Origin of the sequence: Variovorax sp. J22R115 (assembly GCF_030317005.1) — a bacterium.
Lineage (GTDB): Bacteria > Pseudomonadota > Gammaproteobacteria > Burkholderiales > Burkholderiaceae_C > Variovorax.
The window spans coordinates 141263-159469 of record NZ_JASZYM010000012.1; the positions used below are offsets into that span (position 1 = coordinate 141263).

General features: G+C 65.7%; 16 protein-coding genes. 9 read left to right on the forward strand and 7 right to left on the reverse strand.

All coding sequences use genetic code 11. The features are described from left to right. Nucleotides 1-75 precede the first annotated feature (75 nt). From QTI04_RS21645 to QTI04_RS21660, 4 genes are read left to right on the forward strand one after another with little or no spacing between them, the layout of a single operon-like run. The gene (locus QTI04_RS21645; protein ID WP_286598258.1) at nt 76-1122 is read left to right on the forward strand and encodes a branched-chain amino acid ABC transporter permease; all 1047 of its coding nucleotides are present in this window, start codon (nt 76-78) and stop codon (nt 1120-1122) included. Further along, a complete protein-coding gene (locus QTI04_RS21650; protein WP_286617539.1) occupies nt 1109-1852 on the forward strand; it encodes an ABC transporter ATP-binding protein in 744 nt (247 codons plus the stop codon). Before QTI04_RS21645 ends, QTI04_RS21650 begins: the two co-directional genes overlap by 14 nt. Continuing rightward, nucleotides 1849-2601, forward strand: a complete 753-nt coding sequence (locus QTI04_RS21655; RefSeq protein ID WP_286617540.1) for an ABC transporter ATP-binding protein — start codon at nt 1849-1851, stop codon at nt 2599-2601. Before QTI04_RS21650 ends, QTI04_RS21655 begins: the two co-directional genes overlap by 4 nt. A gap of 5 nt (nt 2602-2606) precedes the next feature. After that, entirely contained in the window at nt 2607-3233 is a 627-nt protein-coding gene (locus QTI04_RS21660; RefSeq protein WP_286598261.1) for an ATP-binding cassette domain-containing protein, read from the forward strand. Nucleotides 3234-3238: 5 nt separating this feature from the next. Here the strand turns inward: QTI04_RS21660 and QTI04_RS21665 are convergent, their stop codons facing one another. Together QTI04_RS21665 and QTI04_RS21670 are read right to left on the reverse strand one after the other, a co-directional pair. Continuing rightward, nucleotides 3239-3853 (reverse strand): hemolysin III family protein, encoded by a 615-nt coding sequence (locus tag QTI04_RS21665; protein ID WP_286599252.1) that lies wholly within the window; start codon nt 3851-3853, stop codon nt 3239-3241. A 187-nt stretch (nt 3854-4040) separates the two neighbouring features. Beyond that, nucleotides 4041-4250 carry a hypothetical protein gene (locus QTI04_RS21670; RefSeq protein ID WP_286598262.1) on the reverse strand — a complete coding sequence of 70 codons (210 nt, stop codon included), beginning with the start codon at nt 4248-4250 and terminating at the stop codon, nt 4041-4043. Between the two features lie 214 nt (nt 4251-4464). Here QTI04_RS21670 and QTI04_RS21675 point away from each other — a divergent pair, with 214 nt between their 5' ends. Next, nucleotides 4465-5406 (forward strand): crotonase/enoyl-CoA hydratase family protein, encoded by a 942-nt coding sequence (locus QTI04_RS21675; protein WP_286617541.1) that lies wholly within the window; start codon nt 4465-4467, stop codon nt 5404-5406. Nucleotide 5407: 1 nt separating this feature from the next. Here QTI04_RS21675 and QTI04_RS21680 read toward each other — a convergent pair whose 3' ends face one another. Both QTI04_RS21680 and QTI04_RS21685 read right to left on the reverse strand, forming a co-directional pair. Beyond that, nucleotides 5408-5626: a YbdD/YjiX family protein gene (locus QTI04_RS21680; protein ID WP_286598264.1), complete on the reverse strand. Its 219-nt coding sequence runs from the start codon at nt 5624-5626 to the stop codon at nt 5408-5410. Beyond that, nucleotides 5623-7689 (reverse strand): carbon starvation CstA family protein, encoded by a 2067-nt coding sequence (locus QTI04_RS21685; protein ID WP_286598265.1) that lies wholly within the window; start codon nt 7687-7689, stop codon nt 5623-5625. Before QTI04_RS21685 ends, QTI04_RS21680 begins: the two co-directional genes overlap by 4 nt. Before the next feature lie 239 nt (nt 7690-7928). On the opposite strand from QTI04_RS21685, the gene QTI04_RS21690 reads away from it, so the two are divergent. Further along, nucleotides 7929-8171: a hypothetical protein gene (locus QTI04_RS21690; RefSeq protein ID WP_286617542.1), complete on the forward strand. Its 243-nt coding sequence runs from the start codon at nt 7929-7931 to the stop codon at nt 8169-8171. 14 nt (nt 8172-8185) lie between these two features. On the opposite strand, the gene QTI04_RS21695 is transcribed toward QTI04_RS21690, so the two are convergent. Then, the gene (locus QTI04_RS21695; RefSeq protein ID WP_286617543.1) at nt 8186-9640 is read right to left on the reverse strand and encodes a GntP family permease; all 1455 of its coding nucleotides are present in this window, start codon (nt 9638-9640) and stop codon (nt 8186-8188) included. A 3-nt stretch (nt 9641-9643) separates the two neighbouring features. After that, entirely contained in the window at nt 9644-10657 is a 1014-nt protein-coding gene (locus QTI04_RS21700) for a patatin-like phospholipase family protein (protein ID WP_286617544.1), read from the reverse strand. 295 nt (nt 10658-10952) lie between these two features. Between QTI04_RS21700 and QTI04_RS21705 the strand changes: the two genes are divergently transcribed. Genes QTI04_RS21705 through QTI04_RS21720 form a run of 3 tightly spaced genes read left to right on the forward strand, consistent with a single transcriptional unit; the run spans nt 10953 to nt 17213 of the window. After that, the gene (locus tag QTI04_RS21705; protein WP_336621899.1) at nt 10953-12557 is read left to right on the forward strand and encodes an efflux RND transporter periplasmic adaptor subunit; all 1605 of its coding nucleotides are present in this window, start codon (nt 10953-10955) and stop codon (nt 12555-12557) included. Then, nucleotides 12554-15745, forward strand: coding sequence for an efflux RND transporter permease subunit (locus QTI04_RS21715; RefSeq protein WP_286598270.1), 3192 nt, complete (start codon nt 12554-12556; stop codon nt 15743-15745). The genes QTI04_RS21705 and QTI04_RS21715 overlap by 4 nt, the downstream gene beginning before the upstream one ends. Beyond that, the gene (locus tag QTI04_RS21720; RefSeq protein ID WP_286617545.1) at nt 15732-17213 is read left to right on the forward strand and encodes an efflux transporter outer membrane subunit; all 1482 of its coding nucleotides are present in this window, start codon (nt 15732-15734) and stop codon (nt 17211-17213) included. Before QTI04_RS21715 ends, QTI04_RS21720 begins: the two co-directional genes overlap by 14 nt. Before the next feature lie 4 nt (nt 17214-17217). Here the strand turns inward: QTI04_RS21720 and QTI04_RS21725 are convergent, their stop codons facing one another. After that, nucleotides 17218-18117, reverse strand: a complete 900-nt coding sequence (locus QTI04_RS21725) for a transglutaminase family protein (protein WP_286598272.1) — start codon at nt 18115-18117, stop codon at nt 17218-17220. Between the last annotated feature and the right edge of the window lie 90 nt (nt 18118-18207).

Consider the following 18207-nt stretch of genomic DNA (forward strand, 5'->3'; position numbering starts at 1 on the left):
TGAACGTTTCGATATTAGAACGTACATTCTGTTTTGTCCAACGTCAAATTTCAAGAATCTGGAGACAAGTCGTTCATGCAACTCGCTGCTGGTCGCGCCGCACTGTTTCCTGCGCCCATGGTCTTGCTACTGGCCTTCCTGGTGTCCACGCCGCTGTGGATTGCGCAGGTGGGGCTCTATCAGTACCTGGCGCTCGAAATCATGATCTGGATGATGTTCGCGCTGGGCTACAACCTCCTGCTCGGTTTCACGGGGTTGCCGTCCTTCGGGCACGGGGCCTACTTCGGCATCGGCGCCTACGCCTTCGGCCTGCTGCAACTCAAGGTGTGGCCCAACCTGTGGTTCGACCTGTTCGGCGCGGTGCTGATCGCTGCCAGCCTGGGCGCGCTGGTCGCACTGTTCATATCGCACCGGCGCGGCATCTACTACGCGCTCCTCACCATCGCTTTCGGGCAGGTGTTCTGGTTCGTCGCCAACAAGTGGCACTCGATGACGGGTGGTGAAGATGGCCTGCTCAATATCCGTCGACTGCCGGTGGACCTGGGCTTCGCATCCTTCAGCCTTGCAAGCAACAACGCGCTGTTCTATTTCTGCCTTGCCGTCTTCGCCGTGGTGCTCGTGGCGCTGTGGCGGGTGGTCCATTCGCCGCTGGGACGCGTGCTGAGCGCGATCAAGCAGAACGAGACGAGGGCCGCTTTCGTGGGCTACAACGTCTGGCTCTACAAGTGGCTGGCCTTCACCTTGTCGGCTGGTGTGGCGGGCCTCTCGGGCGCGCTGTTCGCCATGGCGCAGCAATCGGCCTATCCCAACGTGATGAGCCTGCACAACTCGGGCTTCGTCGTGATGATGGTGCTGGTGGGCGGCGGCCTCGTCAGCTTCTGGGGGCCGGTGATCGGCGCGGCCTTCTTCATCCTCGCGCGCGACTTGCTGGGTGTCTACACCGAGACGTGGCTGCTCTGGTATGGCCTCATCTTCATGGCGATGGTGATCTTCAAGCCCGATGGCATCGCCGGGATCTGGCAGGCATGGCGACATCGGCCGTCGGCCGGCCGGCGGGTGTTGGCGGCCACGGCGGCGGTGCCGGTGGCATTGGTTCAGCGAGGTGCAGATGAAGCTGTTTGAAGCAACAGGACTGTCCAAGCGGTTCGGCGATCAGGTGGTGCTCGAAGACATCACGCTGGACTGCGAGGAGGGTGAACTCGTCGGCATCATGGGGCCGAACGGCGCGGGCAAGACGACCTGCTTCAACGTGCTCACGGGCCGCTTCAAGCCTGACCGGGGCACCGTGCGCTTCGCGGGCGAGGACATCACCGGACTCGCACCGCGCGAGATCGCACGCAGGGGCATCTCGCGTTCCTTCCAGATCATGAATCTGTTCGACGACTACTCGGCTCTGGACAACGTGCTGATTGCGACGCCGCACGTGCGCAAGCAAGGCTTCAATCCGTGGCGCGACCTGGGCGCGGACAGCACCGCGCAGGACCTCGCCGCAACGGTGCTCGACAGCGTGGGTCTCGCGGGCAAGAAGCGCTCGCAGGCCAAGAGCCTGTCGTATGGCGAACGCCGGGCGCTGGAGATCGGCGTCGCGCTCGCGGCCGAGCCACGCATGCTCTTCCTCGACGAACCGACGGCAGGACTCGGTGCGGAGGGCACGGCGCGCCTGGCGGAACTGGTGGCGCGCTTGAGGAAACGACTGACGATCATGATCATCGAGCACGACATGAAGTTTCTCTTCGGGCTGGCCGACCGAATCTCGGTGATCCACTGGGGCCAGGTCATTGCGCAGGGCACGCCGGATGCGTTGCGGCAGAACGAGTGGGTCGCGCGCTCCAATCTGGGGACGCTCGCATGAGCGCGGTCGCCATCTCGCGCGCGCAGCCGTCTGCGGAAGCAGGGCAGGCTGCGCTGCTTTCCATCGACCATATCGACACCTACTACGGCGAGACGCAGGCGCTGTTCGATGTTTCGCTGCGCGTCGGCGCGGGCGAGGTGGTTGCGTTGCTCGGCCCGAATGGCGCGGGCAAGACCACCACGCTGCGCTCGATCCTCGGCCTGACGCCGCCCGGTGTCGGCACGGTCCATTTCGACGGCCGAGACATCACACGGGCGTCCACCCACGAGATCGCCCGCTGCGGCGTCGGCTGGGTGCCCGACGACCGACGCATCTTCCCGACGCTCACGGTCGCGCGCAACCTCGCGATCGCGCGCAAGAAGTCCCGATTCCGCGCATGGAGCGAGAAGGAGTGCTTCGAGATCTTCAGCGCGCTCGAGTACCTCATGCACCGTGAATGCGAAAACCTCTCCGGTGGCGAGATGCAGATGGTCGCCATCTCTCGCGCCTTGCTCGGGTCGCCGGGGCTCGTGCTGTTCGACGAGCCGAGCCAGGGGCTCGCGCCGAAGGTGGTGCAAGACGTGATGAGGACGATCACGCGTCTCAAGGCCGAAGGCGTCGCGGTGCTGGTCGTCGAGCAGAACGTGCAGAGCGCGCTGGACGTCGCGGACCGCGTGTATGTGATGAACCTGGGCAGCATCGTCCACGAAGGCCCGGCCGATGCGCTGCGGCGCGACGCGACGCTGCGGCGCCAACTGCTGGGAGTGTGAAGACGATGAGTGCACCGCTTCTCCGCGTCGTACAGGTCGGCAAGCAATACACCCGCGGCCTGATTCGGCCGCAGGTCACGTTCTCGCTTGCGGCCGATTTCGAGGTCGCCGAGCCCACCGTGGTGGGCGTGCTCGGTCCCAACGGCTCGGGCAAGACGACGCTGTTCGAACTCATGACCGGCAGCAACCTGCCTGACGCCGGCCACGTGCTGGTCAACGGGCAGGACATCCACCGCGTGCGAACGCGCGAGCGCGACCGGCTGGCGATCCACTACCACCAGTCCTACCAGGTACGCTCGTTCCAGCGCACGCGGCCGAACTTCATGCTCGAACATTCGCTCAGCGATTCACCGCTGGTGCATCTGTTCGACGAGCCTCAGTTCAACACGCAGGACGGCTACATCGGCTTCATGCTGGAGTTCTTCAAGAAGCTGCGGGGAGCAGGGCGCGTGGTGTTCCTCTGCCTGCATCCGAACGAGCCGTATCACATCGACATCCTGCGCGAGAGCTGCGAGCGATTCATCTTCGTGCAGAAAGGCGTGGTGACGCAGGTGCCGAGTTTCGCGGCGCTCATGGGCGACGACCGCGTGCGTGGCTACCTCGGCGCACTCGCGCCGGTGCGCGAGCGATAGCTCGGTTAGAGCACGAACTGCGTCACCGTGATGTAGTGGCAGAGCGTGCCGCCGAGCACGAACATGTGCCAGGTCCCATGCGCGTGACGCCACCCCCGGGGATTGCGGTAGAAGACCGTGCCCGCCGAATAGAGCGCAGCGCCGACCATCAGCCAGGCCAGCCCTTCGCTGTCGAGCCGCATGATGAGCGGCGCGCCGACCAGGACGCCGAGCCAGCCCATGCCCATGTAGAGCAGCAACGATGTCTTCGGTGGCTCGGCGGGGCGCAGCTCGCGACCGATGCCGAAGATCGCCGCGCCCCAGATCGCGGCCAGCAGCGCCCACCCCCATGCGCCCTGCAGCGTGACCAGCGCAAAGGGCGTGTAGCTGCCCGCAATGAGCAGGTAGATCGCGCAGTGGTCCATCCGTTGCCAGAACAGCTTCATGCGACCGCGAGTGCTGTGGAAGAGCGTCGACGCCGCATAGAGCGTCATCATCGAGATCGCGAACACCAGAGCGCTGGCCATCTTCGCCGGATCGCCGTCCGGCATCGTCTTTGCGATCAATACGGCCGAGCCTGCCGTCGCCAGCAGCAGCCCGAGCAAGTGGCTGTATCCGTTGAAGCGTTCGCCGTGGTACATGGTGGCCGCCGAGTCATGTGGATAGAAGGTGTCTAGTGGGCCGAAGCATTGCTGCAGCCTGATGACATGAGACACGACTCCGCGTCGCCGCGCATCAACCGTTGGTGCTGGCGAATCGGCCAGCGCGCGGCACCTGCCTCTGTCCATCGACAGACCGTGTGCGTATGCACTCCGGTCATCGGCGAGGTCAGCGTCGGTCGCGATAGACCATCATCAGTTGACTTGCCGAGAACTTTTGCTCACTTCCGACCGGATCGGCGTCTTCGTCTTCATCGCCGGGCCCGCTGGAGCGGAGGGTGTGATGCGGTGTCGCTTCGACCTCCGTCGGGAAACGAAACGCGCTGAGATGGCGCGCCAGGGAGGGCTCGAAGTCGGACTGGGGCATGGCGAGCGGCATGGTGGATTCTCCTGTTGCCTTTGCCACTACCGTGGATGCGTCGGCCCGCTGCGGGTGTAGGCGCCTGGCGCCGCGCAGCGACGCTTCGGCTGATTTGCGGCTTCGTGCGGTCCTACGAAATCGCCTTCTTGTCCGCGATGTCGTACAGCGCTTTGCGCCAAACGGCCGAGTGAAGTGAAATCGTGAACTGCTGCCCACAAGTACAGGAGACCTCATGCCAGCGTTCAACACCGTTCTCATCGACAGGGACGCCCAGCATCCGCGCATCGCACGGCTGCTGCTCAACCGCCCCGACAAGCTCAATGCCATCGGCAACACGACGCCCTCGGACATCCGGCGCGCGGTCGAATGGGCGCAAGCCGATGACGAAGTACACGTCATCGTCGTCGAGGGCGTCGGCCGGGCTTTCTGCGCCGGCTACGACCTGAGTGAATACGCCGAGGGCAAGGACCTCGAAGGCAGTTCCGACCATCCCTGCCGCCAGGAAAAGACACCTTGGGACCCGATGCTCGACTACGCCGCGATGAAGGCCAACACCGACGACTTCATGTCGCTGTGGCGCTGCACCAAGCCCACCATCGCAAAGGTGCACGGCTACGCGGTGGCCGGCGGCAGCGACATCGCCCTGTGTTGTGATCTGCTGGTGATGGCGGACGACGCGCAGATCGGCTACATGCCCACGCGCGTCTGGGGCTGCCCGACGACCGCGATGTGGACCTACCGCCTCGGCGCGCTGCGTGCCAAGCAGCTCATGTTCACCGGCGACACCATCACCGGAAAGCAAGCCGCCGAATGGGGGCTTGCCAACTTCTCGACGCCCGCCGGGCAACTCGACGAAGCCACGCTGCAACTGGCGCTGCGCATCGCGGGCGTGCCGCGCTCGCAGCTGATGATGCACAAGCTCGTCGTCAACCAGGTCTGGCACTCGATGGGGCTGGAGCAGTCGCAGATGTTCGCGACCGTGTTCGACGGCATCACGCGCCACAACCCCGAGGGAATGTGGTTCCGCCGCCATGCGGAGGTGGAGGGCTTCAAGAGCGCCGTTGAATGGCGCGACAGCGGCAGGGCGATTCCCGAGGGGGACGAAGCCAGGGCGCTGGTGAAGGATCTCGAAGCGCGGCTGGCCCGGGCCAGGGCCGCGCTCGACGGTGCGTAGGTCAGCAGCAGCGAGCGCCGCCCTTGCCGTACCGGCGCTCGATCACCCGTGCGCAGTATTCGCTGCGCGACAACACGGGCGCGCCCGGATGCAATCCCGCTGCATGCGCGAGGTAGCGCTCATAGTCCGGCATGCCGAAGACCTGGCGGCACACGGAACAGATGCTTCGGATGTTCTGGCCCAGCCAGCGTTGTGCACCGGCTTCGCGTTCGTCGCTCATGGCAAGGCTCCCTGTGCGCCGGTCAGTGGCGGAATCTCCTGGGCGGTCGGCTTGGCCTGCTTCAGCGCCTGCATGCAGATCTTCGCCGCGAAGATGCACATCGCGACCACCAGCAGCACGAAGAAGCCGCAGACGAACGCATCGAGGTAGTTGTTGAAGGCAACGCGCTGCATTTCCTCGATCGACTTGGCCGGCGCGATCACCTTGCCTTGCGCGGCCGCATCGCCGAACTTGTGCGCCAGTGCAAGGAAGCCGATGGCAGGGTCGGGATGGAAGATCTTCTGCACGCCCGCCGTCAGCGTGGTGACGAGCAGCCAGGCCGTGGGCACCAGCGTGACCCACACGTAGCGCTGGCGCTTCATCTTCACGAGCACGCTGGTGCAGAGCAGCAGGGCGATGCCGGCCAGCATCTGGTTGCCCACGCCGAAGAGTTGCCAGAGCGTGTTGATGCCGCCGAGCGGATCCACCACGCCCTGGTACAGGAAATAGCCCCACATTGCGACGCACAGCGCGGTGGCGATGAGGTTGGCGGGCAGAAATTCCGTGTTGCCCAGCGGCTTGTACACGTGGCCCAGCATGTCCTGGATCATGAAACGGCCCACGCGCGTGCCCGCATCGACCGCGGTCAGGATGAACAGCGCCTCGAACAGGATCGCGAAGTGATACCAGAACGCCTCCATCGACTTGCCGCCGAAGGCCTGCCCGAGGATCTGCGCCATGCCCACCGCCAGCGTCGGTGCGCCGCCGGCGCGCGAGAGGATGCTGGTCTCGCCGATGTCCTTGGCCGTTTGCGTGATCAGTTCCGGCGTGATGACGAAGCCCCACCCTGAGATCACCTGCGCCGCGCTGGCAGCCGTCGTGCCGATGACCGCGGCCGGCGCGTTCATCGCGAAGTAGATGCCCGGATCCAGCACGCTCGCGGCCGTGAGCGCCATCACCGCGACAAAGGATTCGGCCAGCATGCCGCCGAAGCCGATGAAGCGCATGTGTGATTCCTTCTCGACCATCTTGGGCGTCGTACCCGAGGAGATCAGTGCATGGAAGCCCGATACCGATCCGCAGGCGATGGTGATGAAGAGAAACGGAAAGAGTTTGCCCGAGAACACCGGTCCGGTGCCATCGATGAAGCGCGTGGTCGCCGGCATTGCCAGCATGGGTGCGACGTAGTAGATGCCGAGCGCCAGCGCGACGATCGTGCCGATCTTCAGGAAGGTGCTCAGGTAGTCGCGCGGCGCCAGCATCAGCCACACGGGCAGGCTGGCGGCGATCGCGCCGTAGATGATCAGCGCCCAGGCAAGCTGCGGGCCGGTGAGCGTGAACAAGGGCGCCCAGGTCGGGCTTTCGGCGACCGCACGCCCGAGAAAGATCGACAGCAGGAGCAGCACCACACCGAAGGCCGAGGCTTCGCCGACCTGTCCGGGGCGGATGATGCGCATGTAGATGCCCATCAGCAGCGCGATCGGGATGGTCGCGAAGATGGTGAAGAGGCCCCACGGGCTTCCGGTCAGCGCCTTGACGACGATCAGCGCCAGCACCGCGAGGATGATGATCATGATCGCCAGCACGCCCACCAGCGCCAGCGTGCCGGGGATGGGGCCCAGCTCCATCTTGATCATTTCGCCGAGCGATTTGCCGTCGCGCCGCACGGACGCGAAGAGCACGATGAAATCCTGCACGGCGCCGGCCAGCACCACTCCTGAGAGGATCCACAGCGTTCCAGGCAGGTAGCCCATCTGCGCGGCGAGCACCGGGCCGACCAGCGGACCGGCGCCAGCGATGGCGGCGAAATGGTGGCCGTAGAGCACCCATTTGTTCGTCGGAACGTAGTCCATGCCGTCGTTGTGGCGGATGGCCGGCGTGGGGCGCGAGTCGTCCAGACGCAGAACTTTGTCGGCGATGAACTTGCTGTAGAAGCGGTAGGCGATGAAGTAGACGCAGAGCGCCGCGGTCACCAGCCAGACCGCATTGACGCTTTCGCCGCGCCCCAGCGCCAGCGCGCCGAAGGAGATGGCCCCCACGATGGCCACCGCCGGCCACAGCAAGAGGGATGTGAGCTTGTTCATGGCGCCGCTCCTCTCAAAAAGAACAGGTCCGGGCCGAGCGGACGTCAGACGACTCCTTGGGCGGTCGCCATCATCCTGCCGCGGCGTCCCGCGCGCAAGGCGAAGGAGCGTCCGGCCTGCAACCGGGCGAAATGACTACCGCCTAAGCGATATAGACCTACACACCCACAAGGTAATACATAAGTAGTCTGGAAAGGAACACTCAGGGAGCCGTCGTGCAACGATTGAGAAAAGGCGAAATGACACGGCTGCACCGCGCGGTCGTCATGAGCCGTCTCGCAGTCGACGCGGCACGCGGAGAACTCATCGAGGCGCTGGGCGACTGGATGTGCGGGAGCGACAAGCCGCCGCCGAGTCCCGAGGAGATCGCGGAGCTGGCCCGCCTTGTCGAGACACAGGAACAGGCCGAGGCAAACTACGCGCGGTGTATCGCCGCGCTGTCCGACGAGTGGGTCTCGCACGCGCGCCGCAAGGCCGGCTGAGCGTCAGGCGCGCTTCAGAAGGATCCGAAGGCTGTACCGAGCGCGATCACGGCGATCAGCGCGATCAGCGCGCCGACGATGCCCACCATCACGATGTCGAAATAGCTTTCGCGGTGACCCGTGCCACACACCGCAAGCAGGGTGACGACCGCGCCGTTGTGCGGCAGGCTGTCGAGTGTGCCCGCGCCGATCACCGCCACGCGGTGCATCAGGGCCGGGTCGATTCCGGCCGTCGCGGCCAACTGCATGTAGGTGGCGCCCAGCGCATCGAGCGCGATCGTCAAGCCGCCCGAGGCCGATCCGGTCAGCGCAGCCAGGATGTTGGTCGACAGCGCCAGCGACACCAGAGGGCCGCCGCCGATGCCAAGCACCCAGTCGCGCACCATCTCGAAGGCCGGCATGGCGGCGACCACCGCGCCGAAGCCCACCAGGCTGGCCACGCACACGACCGGCAGCACCGAGGCGTTCGCACCCGCGTCGACCGTTGCGCGCAGCGAAGGCAGGCGTTTCCAATTCAAGACCACCAACAGGACGATGGCAGCAGTCAGCGCGACAAGCACCGCCCAGACGCCGCCCACGTTCGCAAGAGTGATGCCGCCGAACCGTGGCTCTTCGAGGTAGCTCGTGTCCAGGCTTGGCAGCACCACGAGTGCCATCAGAAGATTCACGAGGACGACCACGACCAGCGGCAGTAGCGCGACCACGATGCCCGGCTGGCCAGCGCCATGCTGGCCATGGGTGATTTCGGCCGGGTCGAAGCTGCCGGAAGTCGTCGCGCGTTCGCGCACCACCGGGTCTTCCGCGGCGCTCACGTGCTTGTCGACCGCAACGGGGGCGTAACTTTCGCCGGACCGGCGTGCGCCGCCCTCGGCGCGGCGCAGCCACCACATGCCGAAGCCGAGCATGATGGCCGCCGCGATCACGCCGAGCCCGGGTGCGGCGAAGGCTGTGGTGCCGAAGAAGGGCATCGGGATCGCGTTCTGGATGGCCGGCGTGCCCGGCAGCGCGGACATCGTGAAGGTCGACGTGCCCAGTGCAATGGCCGCTGGCATCAGGCGCGCCGGAATGTCCGCTGCGCGGAACAGCGCGTGCGCCATGGGCGCGAGTACGAAGAAGGCGACGAAGAGACTTACCCCGCCGTAGGTCACGAGCGCACCAGCGAGCACCACCGCGAGCATCGCGCGCTTGGGGCCGAGCTTTTCGGTCATGAAGCGCGCGATCGTCTGCACCGAGCCGCTGTCGTCCATCAGCTTGCCGAAGACCGCGCCGAGCAGGAAGAGCGGGAAGAACTGCGCCAGGAAGCCGGCGGCCGAGCTCATGAAGGTTTGCGTCCAGTGCGCGAGCAGCGGCTCGCTCGCGAAGAGCGCCGCGATCAGCGCCGCGGCAGGCGCCAGGACGAGCACGCTCCAGCCGCGGTAGGAGAGCCAGATGAGCAGGCCGAGGCCTACGAAGATGCCTGCGAGTCCCATGGCTCAGACTCCTTCCAGCAAGGCGTCGAGATCGAGCGTCGAACGCTTGCCGATGTCGCCTGCGTGCGCATCGATGAACGCGCTCGCGGTGTGCCGTCCTTCGTCGCGCAGTTTGCACAGGAAGGCCCACTCCGTGATCATCTTCGACGAATAGCCGAGCTCAAGCATGGCCTCCGTGGCGATGCGATGGATGCGCATGCGCGCCCAGGCAGCGCCTTCGCCGCGGCCGGGGTCCGCCACCTGATGCAGCAGGGCGATCATGCGAAGTTCCTTCAACAGCGGCGAGTTGAACGAGATCTCGTTGAGCCGGTTCGTGATGTCCTGCGCGCTGCGCGGCACGCCCGGACGCTCGACCGGATTGATCTGCACGAGGATGGTGTCGCTCGACTGGCACTCGCGGATCAGCGGCGTCATCGTCGGATTGCCGGCGTATCCGCCGTCCCAGTAGGGATCGCCGTCGATTTCGACCGCATGGAACATGGTCGGCAGGCAGGCCGATGCCAGCAGAACGTCAGGGCCAATCTCGGCATTGCGGAACACGCGCCCTCTGCCGGTGCGCACATTGGTCGCCGTCACGAAGAGCTTGATCGGCGAGGAGGCGAGGCGCTCGAAGTCGATCAGGTCGGCCAGGATGCCGCGCAGCGGGTTCATGCCTTGCGGATTGAGGTCGTAGGGCGACCACAGGCGCGTCGCCATCTCGATCGCCACGAAGGCCGGCGAGCTATCGAGCGACCAGGTCCCGGTCATCATCTCCGTCCAGCCGCGTCGGAAGGGGCTGTAGCGGGCCGCATCGGAGACGCCGCGCCAGAAGTTCTCCAGGGCTTCGCGTGCGCCCTCGGGGCCGCCTGCGGCGTGACCGCAGGCGAGTACGGCCGCATTCATCGCGCCGGCCGAAGTGCCCGAGATGCCGTCGAGGCGCACCCAGGGTTCTTCCAGCAGGCGGTCGAGCACGCCCCAGGTGAAGGCGCCATGGGAGCCGCCGCCTTGCAGTGCAAGGTCGATAGGTAGAGTTTTCATTGGTTCCTCCAAATCTGCAGCGAAGTCCGCCGCCGAACTGCATGTCCTCGCAAGGATCTGCCCTCGCAAGGATCGTGCGTGGTTTGCGTCACCTGCACGAGAACACGAAATCGAACCGAACGTCAATTGGCACAAGGTGCAAGGTAGTCCCGGACTGCAACGGCGCGTACTTTCTTGCCCATCGCCATCTTTGAGGCGACATTAGCGATTCAACAACAGCCTTGGCTCGGCCCGGGTCGCTCGCCTGCTCCAGTGCCGGTCGTCCGACCCTCCGAAGCAGGAGGAGCGCGGTCTTATGGGTTTGCATCTCGTCGGAACGTGGCCTCGCGTGTGCAGTGCGGCGCTTGCACTTGCATTGCTTGTTGCATGCTCGAGGAAGGAGCCGGAGAAGCCACCCCCGCAGGCGATCGACGTATCGGTGCAGGTCGTCAAGGCGCAGACCGTGCCCGTCACTTTCGAATTCGTGGGCCAGACCGAGAGCTCGCAGCAGGTCGAGATTCGTGCGCGCGTCTCGGGGTTTCTCGAAAGACGCGTCTACACCGAAGGCGCTTTCGTTCAGCCGGGCCAGGTGCTCTTCCTCATGGATGCCAAGCCCTTCGAAGCCAGCCTGAAGGCGGCGCGCGGAGAGCTGGCTCAGCAGCAGGCACGCCTCAACACCGCGCGCGCCAATCTTGCGCGCGTGAAACCACTCGTCACGGACAACGCACTGGCGGCCAAGGACCTCGACGATGCCACGGGGCAAGAGCAGGCCGCGGCGGCCGCCGTCGAGTCCGCCGCGGCGAAGGTCACCGATGCGCAGTTGAACCTCAGCTACGTCACGATCACGTCGCCCGTCGCGGGCCAGTCGTCGTTCGCCAAGGTGCAGGACGGTGCTTATGTGAGTTCGGCTAACAGCCTGCTGACCTATGTGGCCAAGCTCGACCCGATGCGGGTCAACTTCAGCCTCTCGGAGAACGAATCGCTGCGCAGGCAGGACGAGGTCGCGAAGGGAACGCTGATCAAGGCGCCACACGACGACTACACGGTCGAGATCGTCCTCGCAGACGGCACGAGTTTTCCGGCGCAAGGGCGCATCACCTTTGCGGATGCGTCGTACAGCCAGGAGACCGGCACTTTCCTTCTGCGCGCGGAGGTGCCCAATCCCAAGGGAGACCTGAAGCCGGGACAGTTCGTGCGCGTCAAGGTCCACGGCTTCACGCGGCCGAATTCGATCGTCGTGCCGCAGCGGGCCGTGCAGCAAAGTCCGCGCGGCGAATTCGTCTGGACGGTCGATGGCGAAGGCAAGGCCAGCCAACGTCCCATCCAGGTCGGCGACTGGATGGGCGATCAATGGCTCGTGACCGGCGGGCTCAAGGATGGGGAGCGGGTGGTGGTCGACGGATTCATGCGGCTGGGGCCAGGCGCGGTCGTTCGCGCCAAGGAAGTGCCCGCGGCGTCACTGCCGGCGAGCGGCATCGCGCAGATCACGACGGCGGCGTCTTCCGCATCGGCAGGTGGGGCCGGCGCTGTGGCCGCGCGGCCTTCGTCGGGCAAGGCCGCGGCTCCCACCGCCGCCGCTACCGCTGCCGTCGCTGCCGCTACGGACAAGGATGCCGTGTACTTCGATCGCGGCCGGACTTCGCTGGATGCCACCGGTCACGCGCGTCTCATCGCGGTCGTTGCCGCGTTGAAGGCCAAGCCTGAACTCCGGGTCGAGCTGCATGGCTATGTCGATTCGAGCGGTGACATGACACGCAATGCAGCCTTGGCCAAGCATCGCGCCGAGTCGGTGCGCGATGCGCTGCTGGCGGCCGACGTGCCGCCCGATCGCATCGTGCTGAAGGCGCCGGCCAATATCGTGGGGGGCGATTCGCCCGCGCTGGCACGTCGTGTGGATGTCGTGCTCGCGGGGGCACGATGAAGTTCGCTCACTTCTTCATCGACCGGCCGATCTTCGCGTCGGTCATCTCGGTCATCCTCGTGCTTGCAGGGCTGGTCGCGATGCTGAACCTGCCGATCGCGCAGTTCCCCGACATCACGCCGCCGCAGATCTCGGTCAGCGCCACCTATCCGGGCGCCAGTTCCGAAGTGGTGTCTCAGAACGTGGCGGCGCCGATCGAGCAGCAGGTCAACGGCGCCGATCGCATGATGTACATGAACTCCACGTCGAGTTCGACGGGGAACATGACGCTGTCGGTGTACTTCGAGATCGGCACCGATCCTTCGCTGGCGCAGGTCGACGTGCAGAACCGCGTGAACCTCGCGCTGCCCACGCTGCCTTCGGCCGTGAGCAGCCAGGGCGTCTCGGTCGCGAAGAAATCGCAGGCCTTCATGATGATCGTGGCGATCTATTCGCCCGACGACAGCCAGAACCCGACCTTTCTCGCGAACTACGCCAACATCAACGTGCTTGATGCAATCAAGCGCGTGCCGGGGGCGAACCAGAGTTCGATCTTCGGCTCTCCGGACTATGCGATGCGGCTGTGGCTCAAGCCCGACCGCATGGCCGGCCTCAGCCTGACGGCGACCGACGTGCAGGCCGCGGTGGCCGCGCAGAACCAGCAATACGCCGCCGGCCGCCTCGGCGCGTCGCCCACGACCGCGCCGGTGCAGCAGACCATTCCGGTCGCGACCTCCGGCCGCATGACCGAGCCGTCGCAGTTCGACAACATCATCCTGCGTGCGCAGCAGGGCACGGGCGCGATCGTGCGCGTCAAGGACATCGGCCGCTCGGAACTGGGCGCGAAGGACTACTCGATCCGCTCCAAGTACAACGGCAAGACGGCCACGCTGATCGCCATCTACCAGCAGCCGGGCGCCAATGCGCTGCAGGTCGCCAAGGATGTGAAGGCGCTTCTTCGCGAGCTGAAGCCCACCTTCCCCGACGGCGTGGACTACGACATCGCGCTGGACACGACCGTGTTCGTGCAGGAGTCGATCAACGAAGTGGTGCACACCTTCGTCGAGGCGGTGGTGCTGGTCGTGCTGGTGGTCTTCATCTTCCTGCAGAGCTTTCGCGCCACGCTGGTGCCCATCCTGGCGGTGCCGGTGTCCATCCTCGGCGCTTTCATCGGCATGATGGCGATGGGCTTCTCGATCAACATGCTGACCCTGTTCGGCATGGTGCTGGCCATCGGAATCGTGGTGGATGACGCGATCGTCGTGGTCGAGAACGTCGAGCGCAACATGGCCGAGTTCGGCCTCGGGCCGAAGGAGGCCGCGAAGAAGGCGATGGACGAGGTCAGCGGTCCGGTGGTTGCCATCGTGCTGGTGCTGTGCGCGGTGTTCATTCCGGTGGCCTTCCTCTCGGGCATCACCGGGCAGCTCTACAAGCAGTTCGCCATCACCATTGCGGTGTCGGTGGTGCTGTCGGGCGTCGTCGCGCTGACGCTCTCGCCGGCGCTGGCGGCCATCCTGCTGAAGCCGCCGGAGCCGGGCGAGCACGAGAAGAAGGGCTTCTTCGGTTGGTTCAACCGGCGCTTCGAAAGGCTCACCGAGCGCTACACCTCCACCACGCGGCTGGCCATCCGGCGCGTGGGCATGTCGGTGCTGCTGATCGTCGGGATGATCGCCATCATGCTAGGCCTGTTCAGGCACGTGCCGTCGACCTTCCTGCCGGTGGAAGACCAGGGCTACATCTTCACCGCGGTGATCATGCCGGACGCGGCCAGCCTGGACCGCACCGAAGCGGCAACCGATCGCGCGCAACAATGGTTCAGCAAGCAGGCGGCCGTGCAGTCGGTGGCCTCGGTGCCGGGCTTCAGCCTGATCGACTCGCAGCTCAAGTCCAACGCGGGCGTTCTATTCGTTTCGCTCAAGGGCTTCGCGGAGCGCCAGGCGCCGGCCGACAGGGCCGATGCGCTGATCCGCAGCGCGAGCGCGGAGTTCGCGACCTTCGAGGACTCGGTGATGATCCCGGTCAACCCGCCTTCGATTCCGGGGCTGGGCACGACCGGCGGCTTCGAGTTCTGGGTGCAGAGCGAGGGCGATGCCACGCTGCAGCGCGTCGAGGAGGTGACGCGCGCCATCATTGCGAAGTCGCGCGAGCGGCCCGAGTTGCGCGGCGTGAATTCCACCATCAACACGCGCTCGCGGCAGTTGCTCGTGGATGTGGACCGCGACAAGTCCGAAAGCCTCGGAGTGCCGGTGCAGGACGTGTACTCGACCTTGCAGACGCTCTTCGGCTCGCTCTACGTCAGCCAGTTCCCGAAGAACAGCCGGCTGTTCCAGGTCATCCTGCAGGCAGAACCGGATTACCGCATCAAGCCTGAGGACCTGCAGAACATGTACGTGCGCAACCGCAGCGGCCAGATGGTGCCGTTGAAGGCGGTGGCCACCACGCGCTATGTGACAGGTGCCGATATCGTCACACGCTTCAACAACTTCACCGCGGCCAAGATCTCGGGCGATGCCGCTCCCGGGTACAGCTCCGGCCAGGCGCTCGATGCCATGGAAGCCATCGCGAAGGAGGTGCTGCCGCAGGGCTTTTCCTTTGCGTGGTCCGGGCAGGCGTACGAAGAACGCAAGGCCGGCTCGACTGCCGGGTTGGTGTTCGCGTTCGCGCTGGTGATGGTGTTCCTGATCCTCGCGGCGCAGTACGAGAAATGGACCTTGCCGATCGGCGTGTTGTTGGCGGTGCCCTTCGCGCTCTTCGGTGCGATCGCCGCGATCTGGATGCGCGGCATCCAGAACGACGTGTATTTTCAGATCGGGTTGACGGTACTGATCGCCCTGGCCGCGAAGAACGCGATCCTGATCTTCGAGTTCGCGGTCGAGTTGCGGCACAAGGAAGGGATGTCGCCCTACGACGCGGCGGTCGGTGCGGCGAAGCTTCGCCTGCGGCCGATCATCATGACCTCGCTGGCCTTCATCCTGGGCTGTATTCCGCTCGCGATCGCGAGCGGCGCCTCGGCGGCGAGCCGGCAGTCTCTGGGCACGGGCGTGATCGGCGGCATGCTGGGCGCGACGGCGATCGCGATCTTCTTCATTCCGATGTTTTTCTGGGGTTTCGAAGTGCTCAGCGATCGCGCGGCGGGGAAGAAGGCGGTGTCTCATCCGGCCCGCGAATCCGGGCCGGACGGGGAGGGGGGTGCCCATGGTGCGCATTGATCGGGATCGACGCGCCAACATGTGCCGTAGCGGTGCCGTGCCGTTGCTTGCAGTGTTGCTCGCGGGCTGCATGCTCGGGCCGGACTACCGGCGGCCTGACCTGGTCATTCCGGCTCAGTTCACGGGTGAGCCGAAAACTGCCTCGCCCACGGCGGCCGACACGGCATGGTGGAATCAGTTTGGCGATCCCCAACTCGACGCTCTGATCAGCGAAGGCCTGCGCAACAACCAGGACCTGGTCGCCGCCGCGGCGCGCGTGGAGCAGTTCTACGGCGCGCTCGGCACGACCCGCGCGCCCTTGTTTCCGCAGGTCGGTGCGCAGGCGGCCAGTAGCCGCACGCGTGCCAGCGAGCAGACCATCAGCCCGGCGCCGACGATCAATCCCTACAACGCGACGCAGATCAACCTGCTCGCGAGTTGGGAGATCGATCTCTTCGGGCGCACCCGCCGGCTCACCGAAGCGGCGACGGCCGAGCTGCAGGCGAGCGAGTCCTTCCGGCGCGGCACGGTGCTGTCGGTCGTGGCGGCGATCACGACCGGGTACGTCGACCTTCGCGAACAAGACCGCGAACTGGAGGTGGCCATCGAGACGCTGGCGCTGCGCAAGGACACATTGAACCTGTTCGAAAGGCGCTTCCGTGGCGGCGTGGTGTCGGACGTCGAAGTCAGCCAGGCCCGATCGGAATACGCAGCCGCGTTGCGGACCATATCGGCACTGCACCAGGCGATCACGGAGCGGGAGAACGCGCTGTCGAATCTGCTGGGCCGCAACCCGGGGCCGATCGCCCGTGGCCGGGCGGTCAACGAGCTCACAGTGCCTGTGGTGCCCGCGGGCTTGCCCTCCGATCTGCTGGAGCGGCGTCCCGATATCCGGCAGGCGGAGGAAGTGTTGATGGCAGCCAACGCGCGCATCGGCGCGGCCAAGGCGGCGTACTTCCCGACCATCAGCCTGACCGGCGCGTACGGCCAGGCGAGCCGTTCGCTGTCCGACCTGTGGGGTGGCGCCGCGCGTGTCTGGACTTACGGTGTCGACATCGCCGTGCCGATCTTCACGGCGGGCGCCATCGCCGGCCAGGTGCAGAGCGCTGAGGCGCAGCAGCGCGCATCGGTGGCGCAATACCGCAAGGTCGTGCAGGCCGCGTTCAGCGAGACCGAAAACGCGCTGATCGGCATCGGCAACGCGCGCGAAGGCCTTGACGCGACGGTGCTGCAAGTCAGCGCGCTGTCCAACTACGCGCGGCTGGCACGCAAACGCTTCGAGGGCGGCTACACCAGCTATCTCGAAGTGCTCGACGCCGACCGCAGCCTGTTCAGCGCACGGCTGCAACTGGCCCAGGTGCAAGGTGATGTGCTGCTGAAGGCGGCAGCGCTCTACAAGTCGATGGGTGGCGGATGGATCGGCCTGGCGGACCAGGAAGCGCCGCAACCCGACGTGCGCCTGAGCGAGCGGCCGACGATCTTTCCGTGATCGGTCAGCTCGATACGCGCCGCACCACCACGGATGCGTCGAGGCCATCGTAGGCTTCGGGTTCGCCATACCAACTGCCGGAGATGGGGGCTGCCAACGTCGGATCGCGCGCGACGCCAACGCGGATGAGCTGGCCGCCGCTGCCCATGAGGTTGTTGGTCGGATCGAAGGCGATCCAGCCCGCGCCCGGCAGATAGGCGTGCAGCCATGCATGGGTGCTGCCTGCGCCCGTCATGGAGTCGCCGGGTTCGATGCTGCCCGTGTCGAGCGCAGAGTCATACAGATAGCCGGAGACGAAGCGAGTCGCGACGCCCAGGCGCCGCGCGGCTTCCATCATGAGCAGCGCGTAGTCGCGGCAGCTTCCGCTGCCGAGCGCGAGCGTCTGTAGCGGCGTCTGGGTGCCTTCCTCGTCGCGCGGGACATAGCGCAGGCTCTGCCCGATGTGCGCGTTCATCCGCGACAGCACGTCGCGCGTGCTGTTGACGCCGTCGGCGTACAGGAACTGGTGGGCCCAGCGGATCAGCACGCCCTCCGGATCCTCGTAGTGGGGGCGCAGGTAGTGCTCCAGGTCGAGCCGCTCCTGTACCGCATAGGCGAAGGGCATCATTTCCGCGGCCGGGTCCAGCGACAGAGTGTCCAGCGGTGCCGACACGTGCTCGATGCTGAACGAGCAGACGATGCGCAGCTCCGTCGCTTCGCCCATCGGCTGCACCATCGCGATCGAGTTGGAATAGGGGTCCTGGATCATCCGCACATGCGCCTGCGGACTCACCTGCAGGTCGGTGGCGAGCACCCGCAGGTCATGGCTGTCGCGCGGCCGGAACATCACCCGGTGCAACCCAAAAGTCACCGGCGTCTTGTAGCGGTAGATGGTGGTGTGGGTGATGTCGTAGTGAGTAGGCATTGCGGATGAGTCACCGGTGGCGTTGTTGTCTAGTTCTTCTGGAGGATTTCAGGAGCGGGCAATACATTGTGAAATGGTTGCCCGCGTCCC